Annotated in this window: 15 protein-coding genes; 8 read left to right on the forward strand and 7 right to left on the reverse strand. The window is 45.7% G+C overall.

Translation table 11 applies throughout. The features are described from left to right. Positions 1-21: 21 nt before the first annotated feature. Complete coding sequence (locus tag AACQ93_RS20665) at positions 22-858, forward strand: PfkB family carbohydrate kinase (protein WP_064608363.1); 837 nt, start codon at positions 22-24, stop codon at positions 856-858. A 109-nt stretch (positions 859-967) separates the two neighbouring features. Here AACQ93_RS20665 and AACQ93_RS20670 read toward each other — a convergent pair whose 3' ends face one another. Then, positions 968-2,260, reverse strand: a complete 1,293-nt coding sequence (locus tag AACQ93_RS20670) for a DEAD/DEAH box helicase (RefSeq protein WP_064608365.1) — start codon at positions 2,258-2,260, stop codon at positions 968-970. 909 nt (positions 2,261-3,169) lie between these two features. On the opposite strand from AACQ93_RS20670, the gene AACQ93_RS20675 reads away from it, so the two are divergent. The 3 genes from AACQ93_RS20675 (at position 3,170) to AACQ93_RS20685 (ending at position 6,084) form a co-directional block, all read left to right on the forward strand. Next, a complete protein-coding gene (locus AACQ93_RS20675; RefSeq protein ID WP_064608367.1) occupies positions 3,170-3,748 on the forward strand; it encodes a nucleoside triphosphate pyrophosphohydrolase family protein in 579 nt (192 codons plus the stop codon). An 11-nt stretch (positions 3,749-3,759) separates the two neighbouring features. Then, positions 3,760-5,109 carry an MATE family efflux transporter gene (locus tag AACQ93_RS20680; protein WP_064608369.1) on the forward strand — a complete coding sequence of 450 codons (1,350 nt, stop codon included), beginning with the start codon at positions 3,760-3,762 and terminating at the stop codon, positions 5,107-5,109. A 162-nt stretch (positions 5,110-5,271) separates the two neighbouring features. Beyond that, positions 5,272-6,084 carry an alpha/beta fold hydrolase gene (locus tag AACQ93_RS20685; protein WP_064608371.1) on the forward strand — a complete coding sequence of 271 codons (813 nt, stop codon included), beginning with the start codon at positions 5,272-5,274 and terminating at the stop codon, positions 6,082-6,084. Positions 6,085-6,190: 106 nt separating this feature from the next. On the opposite strand, the gene AACQ93_RS20690 is transcribed toward AACQ93_RS20685, so the two are convergent. Both AACQ93_RS20690 and AACQ93_RS20695 read right to left on the reverse strand, forming a co-directional pair. After that, positions 6,191-6,994, reverse strand: coding sequence for an alpha/beta fold hydrolase (locus AACQ93_RS20690; protein WP_064608372.1), 804 nt, complete (start codon positions 6,992-6,994; stop codon positions 6,191-6,193). 181 nt (positions 6,995-7,175) lie between these two features. Continuing rightward, entirely contained in the window at positions 7,176-7,547 is a 372-nt protein-coding gene (locus AACQ93_RS20695; protein ID WP_036799487.1) for a YgiW/YdeI family stress tolerance OB fold protein, read from the reverse strand. 272 nt (positions 7,548-7,819) lie between these two features. Between AACQ93_RS20695 and cobU the strand changes: the two genes are divergently transcribed. The 3 genes from cobU to AACQ93_RS20710 are packed head-to-tail and all read left to right on the forward strand — an operon-like array spanning position 7,820 to position 10,489. After that, positions 7,820-8,359: a bifunctional adenosylcobinamide kinase/adenosylcobinamide-phosphate guanylyltransferase gene (cobU, locus tag AACQ93_RS20700; RefSeq protein ID WP_064608374.1), complete on the forward strand. Its 540-nt coding sequence runs from the start codon at positions 7,820-7,822 to the stop codon at positions 8,357-8,359. Between the two features lie 14 nt (positions 8,360-8,373). Further along, positions 8,374-9,000, forward strand: a complete 627-nt coding sequence (locus AACQ93_RS20705) for a histidine phosphatase family protein (RefSeq protein WP_232323374.1) — start codon at positions 8,374-8,376, stop codon at positions 8,998-9,000. Between the two features lie 10 nt (positions 9,001-9,010). Continuing rightward, entirely contained in the window at positions 9,011-10,489 is a 1,479-nt protein-coding gene (locus AACQ93_RS20710) for a cobyric acid synthase (RefSeq protein WP_064608376.1), read from the forward strand. Between the two features lie 86 nt (positions 10,490-10,575). Here AACQ93_RS20710 and AACQ93_RS20715 read toward each other — a convergent pair whose 3' ends face one another. The 4 genes from AACQ93_RS20715 to AACQ93_RS20730 are packed head-to-tail and all read right to left on the reverse strand — an operon-like array spanning position 10,576 to position 13,917. Next, the gene (locus AACQ93_RS20715; protein WP_064608377.1) at positions 10,576-11,490 is read right to left on the reverse strand and encodes an amino acid ABC transporter permease; all 915 of its coding nucleotides are present in this window, start codon (positions 11,488-11,490) and stop codon (positions 10,576-10,578) included. Between the two features lie 3 nt (positions 11,491-11,493). Then, entirely contained in the window at positions 11,494-12,303 is an 810-nt protein-coding gene (locus AACQ93_RS20720; RefSeq protein WP_064608379.1) for a transporter substrate-binding domain-containing protein, read from the reverse strand. 52 nt (positions 12,304-12,355) lie between these two features. Continuing rightward, on the reverse strand, positions 12,356-13,174 hold the full coding sequence (locus tag AACQ93_RS20725; protein WP_064608381.1) for an amino acid ABC transporter permease: 819 nt from the start codon (positions 13,172-13,174) through the stop codon (positions 12,356-12,358). A 5-nt stretch (positions 13,175-13,179) separates the two neighbouring features. Continuing rightward, positions 13,180-13,917, reverse strand: a complete 738-nt coding sequence (locus AACQ93_RS20730) for an amino acid ABC transporter ATP-binding protein (protein ID WP_064608383.1) — start codon at positions 13,915-13,917, stop codon at positions 13,180-13,182. 362 nt (positions 13,918-14,279) lie between these two features. On the opposite strand from AACQ93_RS20730, the gene aroG reads away from it, so the two are divergent. Continuing rightward, positions 14,280-15,338, forward strand: coding sequence for a 3-deoxy-7-phosphoheptulonate synthase AroG (gene aroG / locus AACQ93_RS20735; RefSeq protein ID WP_064608385.1), 1,059 nt, complete (start codon positions 14,280-14,282; stop codon positions 15,336-15,338).

The raw sequence follows: 15,338 nt of genomic DNA on the forward strand, positions 1-15,338 counted from the left end.
AGTCTGGACAGGAGAGATCGCTTGGCAAATATTATGCTGATTGCAAACCTGAATTGTGATCGGGTTGTACAGTTGGATAAACCTCTTACTACAGGAGGGCGCCATCACTATAAAGATTGTGGTCGACGTCTTGGTGGCGGTGGTGCTAATACCGGCCTGGGTTTAGTATGGGCAGGCCATAATGTATCTCTTGTGAGCCAGGTCGGTTGTGATAAAACAGCTGACTGGTTGTTGGCCGAAGCTGGTTTGCATGGATTAAATTGTGGTTTGTTACACCGTAATGATGTGGCAACTCCTGAATTGCTATTAATCATGACACCGGACGGAGAGCGCACCATTATACGTCCGGAGCGTCCGAAGTTTGTTCTTGGTACACCTCCGGATTTTTCTCGCTGGGATGCTCTTTATATTAATTCATCAGCTGAAGGTTGTGCTGAATGGGCTAAAGAGGCTCTTGAGAAAACGTTAGTGATTGCACAACTGGCTAAAGATGAACGAAAGCGACCTTGTCATGTACTGATCACTTCAAAATCAGATCTGGAAGGGAGAAGTGAGCTTGAGGCGTGGGACTATGCGTTAACTATCGCGGGTGATGCGTTACAATATTTTATTGTAACAGATGGCGCTGATGGAGCTGTCGCTTATACTGCTGATGGTTGTTTCAGTATTCCGGCGGTCAATTGTAAAGTGGTGGATACGACTGGTGCGGGCGATGCTTTTGCATCCGGTTTGATCAATGGATTGGTTAATCAGTTACCTATCGAAGATGCAATGGAAGAAGGTGCCAAGTGGGCGTCATTTGCTGTTGCGACTCAGAGTTCGATACCTGGCGATGCATTAAAGCAGTATTTGAGCTAATTGAACAGATAAAGAAAGCGCAGGCCGCTAGAGCATCGCCTGCGCTTTTTGTTTTTATAGCCGATGTCATTTTGATATTAATGGCAGCGGTTAATAGTTCAGACTGAAATTATTTTTTCAGCTTAGTGATTTTTGCGCGGTTTTTGATCGCACGATGCAGGCGAACGCGGCGCTCGGCATCAGACTGAGCCGTAGGGTTATTCTGGCGGCCACGGCGGTCTTTAAAGGCCGGTTTAGTGTGCATCTTAGTCAGCAGAGCATCTCGGTTAGCTGGTTCATAACCTGCAAGTTGGATACGGCGAATACGCTGTTGGATCAGATTTTCAACCTGAACCAGAGTCAGCTCTTCATCACGGCTGACAAAAGAAACAGCATGGCCTTTCTGACCAGCACGACCGGTACGACCGATACGGTGTACATAGTCTTCCGCCAGGAATGGCATATCATAGTTAACTACGTGCGGCAGGCCTTGAATATCCAGGCCACGAGCAGCAACTTCAGTTGCAACCATGACGCGAGCCTTACCTTCTTTAAATTCGTCAAGTGCGCGTCGGCGTGCACTTTGTGCTTTGTCGCCGTGGCAAAGAACCGCCTTGATGCCATCAAGCTTCAACTCTTTAACCAGTTCGTTAGCAGTCTCTTTGTAGTTAACGAAAACCAGCACTTGTTGCCAGTTCTTCTTACCAATCAGTTCTGACAGCAGTTCACGCTTACGTTCTTGATCGACAGGGTAAACAACGTGGGCAACGGTATCAGCTGTAGCGTTTTCCGGGCTAACAGAAATACGTTTAGGCTTGCGAAGAATTTCATTAGCCAGTTTGTTCATCTGGCTTGAGAAGGTTGCAGAGAACAGCATTGTTTGAGGCTGGCTACGGATATCACCCATAATGGTGCGCATATCTGCAATAAAGCCCATGTCCAGCATACGGTCTGCTTCATCGAACACCAGGAATTCAAGGTTCGCCAGAGAAACGTTGTTTAATTCCATATGTTCAATCAGTCGGCCAGGAGTGGCTACAAGGATGTCCAGACCTTGTTCCAGCTTTTTCTCCTGAGTCCCCATTTTGGTACCGCCATAGATTGCGGCAACGCTGACAGGTACATATTTGGTGTAGTCTTCAATATTTTTTGCGATCTGAGCAGCAAGCTCTCGGGTTGGTGCCAGGATTAGTGCACGAACATTAAAGCGGCTGTTTGGCTTTGGATTGTCACAAATTTTCTGGATGATCGGCAAAGAAAAGGCCGCAGTCTTACCTGTACCTGTTTGCGCGTTCGCAAGAATATCGTGACCGCGACGAGCTTGTGGAATCGCTTGTTGCTGGATGGGTGTTAACTTCTCGTATCCGCACTCAGTTAGAGCACGCACGATTTCTTGAGAAAAACTTTGTGATGAAAATGACATTCTTTGTTCCTAAAGCAGACGGCATAGCCTGACCAAATATACGGTCGAAGATTATAGAGGAATAATGCGCCTCTGTGATGTCAAACTTATGTGTTTGATCGTTTTTTGCGCATTATTCTATGTCAGAGTTAATATTTCACCTTTAATTTCTATGGGAAGGGATCGAAAGGAGCAAGCGTGAGGCTCAAAAGCACATATGTTCACGTTAAAAGTGTGAAAAAAGATAATGTTATAAACAAGCGATGAGTGATAGGGAAGAGAGCGTGAGTAGAAGAAAATAAGGCCACTTGATGTGGCCTTGTTTTTATAACTGTTCGGAAATGAATCCTGTCGTTACTGGGTAACGGTTTGGGAACCAATCTTGATGAAAAAGTGTGTTTTGCACTCCTCACATTTGTATTTCTGATGGTTCCTGTGTGTGAAAGTTCTTTCTAGGAAGCTTCTTTTCACACGGTATGTTTTAGTTTTTTTATTGCAATTTTCGCACATAACGAAATTGTTTTTACCTTAGCCAATTGAACGGGTGAGTATAGTTTGTGTGCACGGGTTTTCTGTGATACTGCTCACTTAAATGCAATAAAATACAGACAGACCATGAAAAATAGTGCTTGCGATTAGGTGGTTATAGCTAAAGGGTATGTTTTTTCGTGTCTTGTTTTATAGGCGAAATGCTTTTCAGTGGCAATGTCCCCCTTTATTTATTGATTACAGAAAGGTTCCTTCTTGTTATCTGTCGATGAAAAGGATCGGTTTCCTGTTATATACTTCTTATCGGAGTATTTGATTTGTTTTGCTGGTGGATTACATCAGCTCAATTTGAATCAGATAACGTGATCGGCGCCTGTAGCTATGGCTGTAGGCGCTGATTTTTTTGTTTTTATCTGACTGCTAGTGTTAAAGGAATCGTAAATGAAGCTTGCTGTTTTAGATCAGCCGTTATTTGATCACCTGTACCGCGATATTCATGAGTTTCGTACAACGTTTGACCTGGATATTGAGACTCCGGCGACGCTTAATGAGAAGAATGATGCACTCCATACCTCGTTGGCTGTTGAGGAACTGACTGAGCTGGCAGAAGCAGACTCTCTGGTAGAACAAGCTGATGCGATTGTTGATTCTGTTTATGTGTTGATGGGACGCTTGGTGCATTTGGGCGATAAGCAGGTAGAGTCAAACCTTGGGATTAGCTATTTGATTGATTTGTTGTTACAGATCGCTCAGCGCTTAAATATTGATTTTGTACCATGTTGGGATGAGGTTCACTCTAGCAATATGAGCAAGGTTTGTCGTAATGAACAGGAATTTACCGATACTGTTGCCCATTATGCTGGTCAGGGTGTGGAAATTACCGGTAGCCAAAAAGGTGAGTTCATTATTGCCAAGTGTGCAAAAGATGTTGATCTGGAAGGTAAAATTATTCGTCAGGGCAAGGTGTTAAAGTCGGTCTATTACCGTCCTGCAAATTTGGTATCTCTGGTAACACGATAAGAGCGCACTGAATGGATTCTCAAATATCGGAAAAATCGCGTACGTCGTATCCGGGTCTTGGACGACAGTTATTTACCATGACCTGGCCGATGCTGTTTGGCGTACTTTCATTAATGAGCTTCCAGCTTGTTGATAGTGCTTTTATCGGCCAGCTTGGCGTTTTACCCCTTGCTGCGCAGGGCTTTACCTTACCCATGCAAATGGTCATTATCGGCTTGCAGGTTGGTTTAGGCATCGCGACCACTTCACTAATTTCACGTGTTCTTGGTGCTGAAGAGCTGCAACGAGCAAAACAGCTGGGTGGTTTGGTTGTACTGACTGGTGCTATCAGTGTTTTTCTGATCTGCTTGTGTATCTGGTTTCTGCGTGGGCCAATATTGGGCCTGTTGAGCGCACCGGCTGAGGTTATGCCTGTTGTCGATGACTACTGGCCTGTCTGGCTGGCGAGTTCATGGTCCGGTGCAATGCTTTATTTTGCTTACAGTCTCTGCCGGGCTAACGGGAACACCATGTTGCCGGGTAGTATGATGGTTGTCACCAGCCTGACTAACATGGTGTTGGATCCTATCTATATCTTTACGCTGGACATGGGCTTGGTCGGTGCTGCCTGGGCAACAGTGACGGCGTTTTCCCTTGGTATTCTGATTGTTTACCCACTGGTGATTAAACGTCACTGGATGAGTTTCAACTGGCAAGGGCTGAATGTGATGAACTCGCTTAAAGAGCTGGTTCATATTATGGCTCCGGCAATGCTCAGTCAGTTATTGCCGCCATTGTCTTCTATGTTGGCAACAAAGTTGGTTGCGGGTTTTGGCGCTGCAACAGTTGCTGCCTGGGCTCTGGGGTCGCGGATGGAGTTTTTCTCTATTGTCGTGATTCTGGCGCTGACTATGTCAATGCCGCCTATGGTGGGCAGGTTGTTGGGTGCTAAAGATATCTGCAAAATCAGAGCGCTGATTCAGCTGGCGGTGAAATTTGTGCTTGCTTGGCAGTTCGTTATTGCGGTGGTACTGCTTTTTGCTGCTCCATTTTTGACTGAGTTAATGTCCAGTGAAGCATCTGTCAGCAAAGTACTGATGATTCATCTTACCTGGGTACCTTTAAGTCTTGGCCCGCTTGGCGTGTGCATGCTGATGGTTTCGATCTGTAATGCTTTGACGCTATCGATGCGAGCACTATTGATTTCAGGTCTTCGTTTGTTTGCCTGTTTCTTGCCTGCGATATGGCTTGGTTCTCAAGTTGCAGGATTACCGGGGTTATTTATTGGTGCAATGATTGGCAACTTTGCCGCTGGTGCCATTGCCTGGGTTCTGTACAAAAAGGGGATGGAAACAATCAGCTGCAAATATTCGGCTATGTAGAAATCATGGCCAGTGATTGTCGCTTAGAAACGTTTAAGCTGAATGGGCTGATACAAAGGCATTTTGTATTCACTGGTCTTATAAGTGTTTGAAGCGTGTTGTTAATTAACAATAGTTGTTATTATCGCGCCAAAACGCAACTAGTAATAAGGAAAAGAGTCAATGGCTACATTTACCGTTGATAATAAAACGATGCACTACCTTGATAAAGGTGAAGGGCCAGTGCTTGTTTTTGGTCATAGCTATCTGTGGGACAGCGCAATGTGGGATCCACAGATTGAAGTGCTAAGCCTGCATTACCGTTGTATTGTGCCGGATTTATGGGCTCACGGTAAATCAGATGCAGCACCGGAGAAGACTCGCAACCTACGTGACTACGCGGATGACATTCTGGCTTTGCTTGATCATCTTAATGTTGATGAGTTTTCCGTTATCGGTCTGTCTGTGGGCGGTATGTGGGCAGCAGAGCTGGCAATTAAGGTTCCGGCCAGAGTGAAGTCTCTGGTGATGATGGATACCTTTATCGGTTATGAACCACAGGTCACTCACGCTAAGTATTTCGCTATGCTGGATACCATTAGTGAAGTGAAACTTGTACCAGCCCCGATGGTAGACGTGATTACACCAATGTTCTTTGCTCGTAATGCTGAGACTGAGAACCCTGAGCTTGTATCACATTTCCGCAATAACCTGATGAGCCTGAAAGGCGAACAGGCTGTGGAAGTGGCGCGAATTGGTCGAATGATCTTTGGTCGTCGTGATACTTTTGATGATATCGAAAAACTGGTGCTACCGACGTTGATCGTTGTGGGTGCTGAAGATATTCCTCGCCCGCCGCTTGAAGCTCAGCTGATGCATGATGCGATTGACGGCAGTGAATACCTTGTAATTCCGGGCGCAGGTCATATCAGTAACCTGGAGAAACCGGAAGTTGTCACAGAAAAACTGGTTGAGTTTCTGGCAAAAGCAATCTGACAGATAACGTCTCTGCAAAGACTCAAAAGCCAGCCATTATTCATGGCTGGCTTTTTTATATTTGTTATTACGCCCTATCAGGTGTCAACGGTTAGGTATCGGTAGGTCATAAGCTGCTTTGATGCTGCTGAATAAATTGAATAGAGTGTTCATTGAACTCATCCGGACGTTCAACGTTGCAAACATGGCCACAATTTTCAAATTCAGTTAAGTAGCTGTGCTTGTGCTCTTTAACCATTTCCTTCACCGGCTTAATGAACATAAAGTCGTTGCTACCCATCAAATAAAGGGTCGGGATAGGAATCTCTTTCTCTTTGAAGTAACCCATTAATGGATTCACATCAGCAGCAAGTTTAAACCAGCGCTTAAATTCTGTCTGGCATAATTTTTTCGCCTCACGGATAAACAACAGGCGAGATTCCTTCTGTGTTTTTTGAGGCATCACAATGTAGGCAAACAGGCTATATAGCCACATGTAAGGAATGACGTGCTTACAGAAGTTGCCCAACTGAACCAGAAATTGTGAGCGGGCATCCAAGCGAGTAACTGCACCACCCATGATTAATGTTTTTACCCGTTCCGGTGCTAGTTCGGCCAGGTTGCGGATGATAATTGTGCCTAATGAGACGCCGACGAAATGTGCGGACTGAATTTTGAGGTGATTGAGTAAATCCAGGATATCGAGGGTGACGCTTTTAAATGAATAGGGATTTTTCATCATATCCCTGAACATATTGTTAGAACGACCGTGTCCCCGCAGATCAAGCAATAGCAAATTGAAATGTTGTTTATAGGCTTTAATTTGCTTAAACCAGACGGAGGAACTGCCTCCTGCACCGTGAACAAACACTACCCATTCTTTACTGGAAGGGTGACGGTAAGTTTTATGAAACAACAGCGTATCTGACATCATGACCTCTATTTACAGATTGCTGCAACATAATCAGGAACTCACCCTAGCAAGTCGCAGCTGAACTGGAGTTTAACATGACTTTTTATCAAATCAGGATTAATTACTAATCAGTAAGATGAGATCGGAGGACTTAAAAAAAGCCCCGAAACTCGGGGCAAGCAGTGGAATGGGGAAATGTTTATAGTAACTGGATACGGTCGACTTCAATTTCAGGGGTATTACCGCCTTCATATTCACCGAACAGGCGAACTTTAGTGGTTGCATCTATGGTCTGCGGCATGTGGATATCATCATCAAGTTCCACCTGGATTTCCTTTGTACCGTCACTGAAGATGAAGGTTTCAGCGTCGATTTGCTTAATTAGTTTGCCTTCTACAACAGCGTTACGCTCTGTGAACATGCTGGTGTTTTCAAGTAGTTCTGCCACGGTCACTGTATCTACCGGACCTGAGTAAGAAATAGCAGCGTTGTTTCTGTCATGGTCTTTGGCTAGAGCCATAGTTGGAGCCATAACTGCGATGGTTGCGATAGCGATAATAGTTTTCTTAATCATGATTCGGTCTCCTCTGTAGTTGATGGTTCCATTAAACAACAGCTGTTCTGAACTAATAATGAGTTGGTCATTCAGAATTCGTTCATCTTTAAAATATGTTTAATTTTAACTGGTTATCATTTTGTTTGATGTGATATCTCCAGTAAATTACTTGAGCTAAGTACTTGATATTATTCATTGGTGATAATGAGTTATTGATTGGTAAAGGCCGTTAACTGCCATACAATGGACAGAAATAATCAGTAATTTGTTCATGAGTTAAAGCCATTATGGATTTTTTAGGAAAAGAGCTGATTTTGGGTGGAGCTCGTTCAGGAAAAAGCAGCCTTGCAGAATCGCTGGCAGATAAGTCTGGGCTGGATGTGATTTATGTTGCTACTGCAACGGCTGGCGATGATGAAATGGTGGAGCGTATTGCGCGGCATCAGGAGCAGCGACCTTCACAATGGCATCTCGTTGAAGAACCACTTAATTTGGCTGAAGTCATTCGCAAGAACAGTCGGGAAAACAATTGCCTGTTGATTGACTGCTTAACATTATGGCTGACTAACTGCCTGTTTGGTGACGAAGCTAACGAAACTGACTGGTTATCACGCAAAAACGATTTTCTCCAGGCACTTTTAGCGGCACCCGGTCGTATTATTATGGTGAGTAATGAAGTCGGGCAGGGAATTGTGCCCATGGGAGAAATATCCCGTCGATTTGTCGATGAGAGTGGTTGGCTACATCAGGCGATAGCCAAACAGTCAGAGCGGGTAGTATTTGTGACGGCGGGGATTCCTCAGGTCTTAAAAGGGCCAAAGTTATAATCAAAGAGGGATAGATGATGGATCAAACTAAAATCACGCGCATTGATTTTCTTCGTCATGGTCTTCCTGAAGGTGACGGATGTTTACGTGGTCATACTGATTTCCCGATTACACCGCGAGGGCTGGAGCAAATGTGGTGTGCGGTTGAAGGCTTATCCGACGTTGAAAAAGTAGTGACGTCACCGCTTGTGCGCTGTCGGGAATTTGCCGAACAATTCGCAGGACGTTTTGAATTGCCGATAGAACCGGTTGAACACTGGAAAGAAATGAATTTTGGTCACTGGGACGGACAGAGTCGTGACAGTTTGTGGGAAAACTATGGTGAGACACTGAGTCAGTACTGGCAAAACCCGTGGAAATCAAATCCTCATGGTGGTGAAAGTCTTCGTGAGTTTGATTCCCGGATACAGCTGGCATGGGAAGCACTGTTAGCACAAAACAGTGGTAAGCGGTTGTTGCTTGTTACCCATGCCGGTGTGATGAAGCAGTTTTTGCGTATTCTTCTAGATATGCCAGAGAACGCCAGCTACCTCCATCGAATGGAACTGCCCTATGCGGCACGTTACCGCGTCACTGTTTATCATGATGAAAATGGTACAAACTGGCCTCAGCTTCAATGGCCGGTACAGCAGCAATTTTAGTGAGATTTAAATGCAATTAACAATTGAAGCCCTGATGGTGCAGGGAACAACATCGGATGCCGGTAAAAGTGTCTTGGCTGCTGGTTTGTGTCGGGTTTTGGCCAGAAAAGGTATAAAGGTCGCGCCTTTTAAATCGCAGAATATGGCGCTTAATAGTGCTGTTACTCGTGATGGCGGTGAGATTGGCCGGGCTCAGGCCGTTCAGGCGCAGGCTTGTGGTGTAGAGCCAACGGTACATATGAATCCGGTGTTGTTAAAGCCGAACACTGATATCGGTGCGCAGGTTATCGTCCAGGGTAAGGCGCTGGCGGATATGGATGCAGTCGGTTATCACAACTATAAAAAAGTGGTGATGGGGCCGATTATGGAATCATTTTCGGTGTTGCAGCAGGAATATCAGACCGTCATTGTTGAAGGTGCTGGCAGTCCGGCGGAAATCAACTTACGTGAAAATGACGTTGCCAACATGGGCTTTGCTGAAAAAGCCGATATCCCGGTGATCATTGTTGCTGATATCGATCGTGGCGGAGTTTTTGCTCATTTGTTCGGCACGCTTGCTTTGCTCTCTGAATCAGAACAAGCACGGGTAAAAGGTTTCGTTATTAACCGTTTCCGTGGTGATATCAAATTGCTCGAATCCGGGCTTGACTGGCTTGAGCAGAAAACCGGCAAGCCGGTACTTGGTGTATTGCCTTACCTTCATGGTCTGATGCTTGAAGCTGAAGATGCAATCAATGTTCAGCAGGTTGAAGCAGCAGAAGAGCAACTGATAGTGGTGGTGCCTGTTCTTACTCGCGTGAGTAACCATACTGATTTTGACCCGCTTCGAATGCACCCTCAGGTGAATTTGCAGTTTGTAGGTAAAGGGCAGTCGCTTCCGCCAACTGACCTTATTATTATTCCTGGCACAAAAAGTGTCAGAAGTGATTTGACTTTCCTTCGTGAGCAGGGGTGGGATCAACAAATTGCCCGTCATGTTCGCTTTGGTGGTAAGTTAATGGGAATTTGTGGCGGCTATCAGATGTTAGGCGAAACCATTGCCGATCCTGACGGCATTGAAGGTGATGCCGGAGAAAGTCGGGGGCTTGGTTACCTGAATACATCAACAGTGCTGGCACCTGAAAAGCAACTGAAACAGGTGACAGGTAAGTTAAAGCTGCCTGAACAGGATACTGTTTCTGTCCGAGGTTATGAGATCCATGCTGGTGTAACTGAAGGTGTCAGAGCTGATGCCCCGCTGCAACTGACAGATGGCCCGGATGGTCAGTTAGGTTGTGATGACCAGGTGTTTGGTACTTATCTACATGGTATTTTTGAGCAGAAAGAAGCCTGCGATGCGATTTTGTCCTGGGTTGGTTTGGAAGCCACACAGACACCGGATTTTGATGAGATGCGCGAAAAGGGCATCGATCGTGTTGCTGATACAATAGAACAGTATATGGATCTTGAGAAACTCTGGCCGGAATGGGCTGAGATGTTTGCTCAGTAGGAATAATTTATAAGAAAAACGGCTCACGATGAGCCGTTTTTTATGTTTTATTCTCGTCCTGAGATAGGCTTCTGGGAAGCGACGGTTTAACGCTGTAGGTGTTTTTGGCTGTGTAGTTCCAGTCGACTGAACAGACCAGACAAACCAAGGCAAAGGATCAGGTAACCAACACCAACCAGTAGCCAGATTTCAAAAATCAGGCCGGATGAGTTGGCGATTTCACTGCCGACAAACGTCAATTCCTGGATTGAGATCAGAGAGATAATCGAAGAATCTTTTACCAGTGAGATGAATTGTCCGGCCAGCGGTGGAACAATCCCGGTCAGCGCTTGTGGGAAAATGATAAAGCGGAAGCGATCCCAGCGGGAAAGTCCCAAAGAATCTGCTGCTTCCCATTGTCCTTTCGCAATGGCATCAATACCTGAGCGGACTATTTCTGCAATATAAGCTGCTGCAATCAGCCCAACACAAAGTACGCCGGAGAACAGGTTTTCCCATAGCTGAGCCGGGCCAAAGAGAAAGTCCTGAAGCCAGTTAATATCATGGCTGTAATTTCGCAGTATGTTTTCCAATCCAAGCGCAGGAACGAGTTGGCTTGAAACAAAAAAGTAAAAAATAAAGACGAAAACCAGTGGTGGGATATTACGAACCAGTTGGATATAAGCTTGTGCCGGCAATCGAAGCAGTGTGAGCGGAGAGCGACGAGCCAGACCAAGTAACACGCCCAGAATTGCCGCAAAAAGCATCCCCCACAGGCTTAGACGGATGGTTGCGATGAATCCCTGGAAGAAATAGGGCAACTCACCTGCTTTGCTTGGTGTAAAGATCAGGCTGAATGCTTTATCCCAGTTCCAATGGTAATGAATGCCGACAGAAGAGCGATAAACCAACCAGCCGAGAAAGCTGCTGAGCAGTGCAATCAGCAACCAATCCAGTTTGTTTAAACGGGATATTACCGGGAAGGGCTTTCCCGGTAATGTTTGAGTTTGACTCTGAGACAAAATTTACTGTCCTTTCGCGATCTGATCTTGCCAGTCCAATGTCTTGAACCAGTAATCATGGCGTTCCTGCAGCCAGCCGTCTTCAGTGCGTAGCATGATCCAGTTGTTGAAAAAGTTCAGCAGATCAAATTCACCATGACGGATTGCAAAACCCTCAGAACCACGACTCAGGCGTTCAGTCAGTGGAACAAACAGTTTGTCATTATACTGAATAGACATTTGCTCTGGTTTAGGTGACGAAGCAAGAACGGCATGAGCATTACCGTTTAATACTTCCTGGAATGCCTGGGCATCGTCATCAAACTGGCGAAGTTTTGCTTTCGGGAAATACTTCTTGGCGGTTTGAACAGTGAAAGCACCACGGCGGACAGCGAGTGTCACACTGCGCTTGTTGTAATCGGCGATATTTATTTTCTCGGCTGCTTTATCTTTGTTCGCTGCAAGCTGAATACCTGAGTGAGCATACGGAGCGGTAAACAGTACGCTCATATTTCTGGCCGGAGTGATCGACAATCCACCGATAATCACGTCGAATTTATTCGCCAGCAGGGCTGGAATAATGCCGTCCCATGCGGTTGGAATGAACTCAACTTTCAGGCCTGCATCATCGGCAAGGCGACGGGCAACATCAACCTCAAAACCAATCAGTTCACCCTGCTTATCACGCATTGCCCATGGGACGAAAGTGGACAGGCCGACACGTAAAGTGCCGCGTTCCTTAATGGCAGTAAGAGCGGTTGTATCTCCGGCGATGGCTGAGGAGCCCATGACTAACGTCAGTACAGCCAAGCATGTAGCTAAAAGGCGTTTCATGTGTCCTTTCTCCTTATTAGTAATGTGTTGTTTTTAATTTATGAATTATTGATTAATGCGACGGAACATTAAGCCTGTGCTCAAGCCATGCAGCAAAGCCTGAAAGTACCAGGGTTACGCATAAATAAATGCCGGCAACAGTAAACCAAACTTCAAATGGCATGGCAGTGTCGGCAACAATATTTCTGCCTTCAGTGGTTAAATCGAAAATCGCCATTACACTGACGATTGAGGAGTTCTTAACCAGTGATACGGCTTCATTGGTCAATGGCGGCAGAATGCGCCGAATTACCTGTGGGAGGATGACAAAGCGATAGCAGTCAGTTTTTGTCAGCCCCAGGCTTTGCCCGGCTTCGAACTGTCCTTTGGCGATGCTATTGAGCCCGGCACGGAAAATTTCTGCGGTGTAGGCGCCCTGAAAAAGTGACAGTGCCAGAACTGCAGTGGTAAATCGCTCTAAACCAAGTACCGGGCCAAATACGAAATACAGCAGGTAAATTTGTACCAGTAGCGGTGTGTTACGAATCAGTTCGATGTAACCACGGGCAAGGGATCGACCGACAACAGAATTTGAGAGGCGCAGCAGGGCAGTAGTCAGGCCAATCGCTAAGGTACAAATCAGGCCAACAGCTGATATCTGTAGGGTGACCATCAGACCTTCGAGCAGTTCGGCCGGAAACCATTCTCCGTCTTCAACAAACCACAGATATTGAGGTATCCGATACCATTGCCAGCGGTAGTTCATGGCTTCAGCACCGCTGTTCAGCAGCCAGTACAAGCCGAGCCCGACGATACCAATTTGGAAAAGTCCCGATAGAACAGGCCTGAGAATTTTGGTGCCGGAACTTGGAAAGTGAGTTTTATTCGACATCAGAATTAATAGCTCAGTATTTGTTCTAGGAATTGGCGAGTGCGAGGGTGTTCTGGGGCGTCAAAAAGCTGCGCAGGTGGGGCAGTTTCGACAATTTCTCCTTCGTCCATAAATACCACCCGATCGGCAACCTGACGGGCAAACCCCATTTCGTGGGTTACGCACACCATGGTCATGCCTTCGTTAGCCAGTTCTTTCATCACGTCCAGAACCTCACGGATCATTTCAGGGTCCAATGCTGAAGTCGGTTCATCAAACAGCAAAATATCAGGTTTCATGCAGAGTGAGCGGGCAATGGCGACGCGTTGTTGCTGTCCGCCGGAAAGTTGTGCTGGGTATTTATCGGCCTGATGACCTATATGGACACGATCAAGAAACTCTCGGGCCATTTTTTCAGCCTCGGCTGCGGGCATTTTTAATGCACGGCGGGGAGCAAGAGTCAGGTTTTCCAGAACGGTCATGTGAGGAAAAAGATTGAAATGTTGAAAAACCATGCCGACTTTGCCGCGAATGGTGCGCAGATGCTTATCATCAAGCGGTTGGCCGGAAACAGAAAGTTGGCCCGTATTGTATTTCTCCAGCCCGTTAATACATCGGATCAAAGTGGATTTGCCAGAGCCGGAAGGGCCACATATGACAAGGCGTTCTCCACGCTTTATGGTCAGGTTTATGTTTTTGAGGGCATGGAATTCACCATACCATTTATCTACATTTCTAAATGAAATGACATCATTGTCAGACACTATACTGACCTCGTTAGGTATAACTTGTTGAACTTATGTTATTGCTTTCGTGGGGGTATTTCAAAGCTACAACCCACAAAAGAACAAATAATGCAATTTGTTGCTCATTATTTATGCATAGATAGCTATCTGTTGTAGGGTTTTATTGTGCGATTGGTTAACTACTTTAGTGAAATTTATTAGAGGTTTTGGATTCGCAAGTGAATTCTGAAGAAAAAATATGTAGTTAAATTACAAATACCGTTTGCACACGCCTAAATTAAGAGGTAGGTTAAAGTCAATTGGATATGAAATTTACTGTCAACCAGGTTTGTAAATAATTATTTACGGTTGCCAGCGGAGTAACACGGGAAGTAATAAGCATGCACAAAACAGATGACGTACGCATTCGCGAAATCAAAGAGTTATTGCCACCAGTAGCTGTACTGGAAAAGTACCCGGCAACAGAAACTGCTTCTGAAACTGTATATAAAGCTCGTCAGTCAATTCATAAGATTCTGAATGATGAAGATGATCGCTTATTAGTGATTGTAGGCCCATGTTCTATTCACGATCCTGTTGCAGCGCTTGATTACGGTAAGCGACTGAAAGCACTAAGGGAGGAGGTGAAAGGGGAGCTGGAAGTGGTGATGCGGGTTTACTTTGAAAAACCGCGTACCACCGTTGGCTGGAAAGGCCTGATCAACGACCCGTACATGGATGGAAGCTTTCAGTTGAATGATGGTTTGCGAATTGGCCGCAAATTGTTGCTGGATCTGACAGACATGGGTGTACCGACTGCGGTTGAGTTCCTGGATATGATTTCTCCTCAGTACACAGCTGATCTTATCAGTTGGGGTGCTATCGGTGCCCGTACTACTGAATCTCAGGTTCACCGTGAGCTGGCATCTGGCCTGTCTTGCCCGGTCGGATTTAAAAATGGTACGGACGGTAATATTAAAATTGCCACCGATGCCATTGGTTCTTCCAGCGCGTCACACCACTTTTTGTCTGTTACCAAGTTTGGTCATTCAGCTATTGTCTCGACTGAGGGTAACGATGACTGTCATATCATTCTTCGTGGTGGTAAAGAGCCAAATTATAGCGCTGAGCATGTCGATGCGATCACCCAGCAACTGGAAAAGGCCGGTTTGCGCCAGAAAGTAATGATTGACTTCAGCCATGCGAATAGCCTGAAGCAGTTCAAGCGTCAGATGTTAGTAGCTGAAGATGTCGGCCAGCAAATTGCTGCCGGAAATGACGCAATTTTTGGTGTGATGATTGAGAGTCACCTGGTTGAAGGCCGTCAGGATATTGTTGACGGTAAAGCCGCAACGTATGGTCAGAGCATCACAGATGCTTGCATCGGTTGGGACGATACTGAAAAAGTATTGCGCCAGTTGGCTGAAGATGTGTCGAAGCGCCGCCAGGCAAAAAGCTAG

The organism is Photobacterium sp. J15 (assembly GCF_963870815.1).
In the GTDB taxonomy this organism is placed as follows: Bacteria; Pseudomonadota; Gammaproteobacteria; order Enterobacterales; family Vibrionaceae; genus Photobacterium; species Photobacterium marinum.

Bases quoted from the DNA above. Each gene is read 5' to 3' on its own strand.
- AACQ93_RS20670 (WP_064608365.1), bottom strand. From the start codon at position 2,260: ATGTCATTTTCATCACAAAGTTTTTCTCAAGAAATCGTGCGTGCTCTA.
- AACQ93_RS20675 (WP_064608367.1), top strand. From the start codon at position 3,170: ATGAAGCTTGCTGTTTTAGATCAGCCGTTATTTGATCACCTGTACCGC.
- AACQ93_RS20680 (WP_064608369.1), top strand. From the start codon at position 3,760: ATGGATTCTCAAATATCGGAAAAATCGCGTACGTCGTATCCGGGTCTT.
- AACQ93_RS20685 (WP_064608371.1), top strand. From the start codon at position 5,272: ATGGCTACATTTACCGTTGATAATAAAACGATGCACTACCTTGATAAA.
- AACQ93_RS20690 (WP_064608372.1), bottom strand. From the start codon at position 6,994: ATGTCAGATACGCTGTTGTTTCATAAAACTTACCGTCACCCTTCCAGT.
- cobU (WP_064608374.1), top strand. From the start codon at position 7,820: ATGGATTTTTTAGGAAAAGAGCTGATTTTGGGTGGAGCTCGTTCAGGA.
- AACQ93_RS20705 (WP_232323374.1), top strand. From the start codon at position 8,374: ATGATGGATCAAACTAAAATCACGCGCATTGATTTTCTTCGTCATGGT.
- AACQ93_RS20710 (WP_064608376.1), top strand. From the start codon at position 9,011: ATGCAATTAACAATTGAAGCCCTGATGGTGCAGGGAACAACATCGGAT.
- AACQ93_RS20720 (WP_064608379.1), bottom strand. From the start codon at position 12,303: ATGAAACGCCTTTTAGCTACATGCTTGGCTGTACTGACGTTAGTCATG.
- AACQ93_RS20725 (WP_064608381.1), bottom strand. From the start codon at position 13,174: ATGTCGAATAAAACTCACTTTCCAAGTTCCGGCACCAAAATTCTCAGG.
- aroG (WP_064608385.1), top strand. From the start codon at position 14,280: ATGCACAAAACAGATGACGTACGCATTCGCGAAATCAAAGAGTTATTG.